At 54.1% G+C, this 305-nt stretch carries 1 protein-coding gene; it reads right to left on the reverse strand.

From position 1 onward, the window contains the following. Positions 1–305: SGBP N-terminal domain-containing protein (locus tag QU605_RS15415; RefSeq protein WP_434967940.1), on the reverse strand; the 305-nt coding region annotated here is incomplete at both ends.

Genomic DNA, 305 nt, shown 5'->3' on the forward strand with positions numbered 1-305 from the left:
ACCGGTCCGGCGCTGAAATCCGTGGGTATTTCTGAGGCTGGACTAACCTGTGCGCCGTCAGAAAGGGTGATCACCGGGGAGAGGGTGGCCAGGTCCGTACCTGCAGCGACCTCTATGTCGACCGTATGGTTGACCGCATCGATGATGGCTTCTCCAGTTTGCTCCGGTAGTGTGAAAGTGAGAATATCCGTCTCAATAGAAGGCAGGCTCTCCGACACGGAGAATTGATCGAAGTTAGCTGTAAACTGTGTGCCATTTCGGTGTGTGGCGAAGATTCCTGCAAAAGTGACGTCAGATACCGAAGG

This window comes from Robiginitalea aurantiaca (assembly GCF_030380815.1).
GTDB lineage: Bacteria > Bacteroidota > Bacteroidia > Flavobacteriales > Flavobacteriaceae > Robiginitalea > Robiginitalea aurantiaca.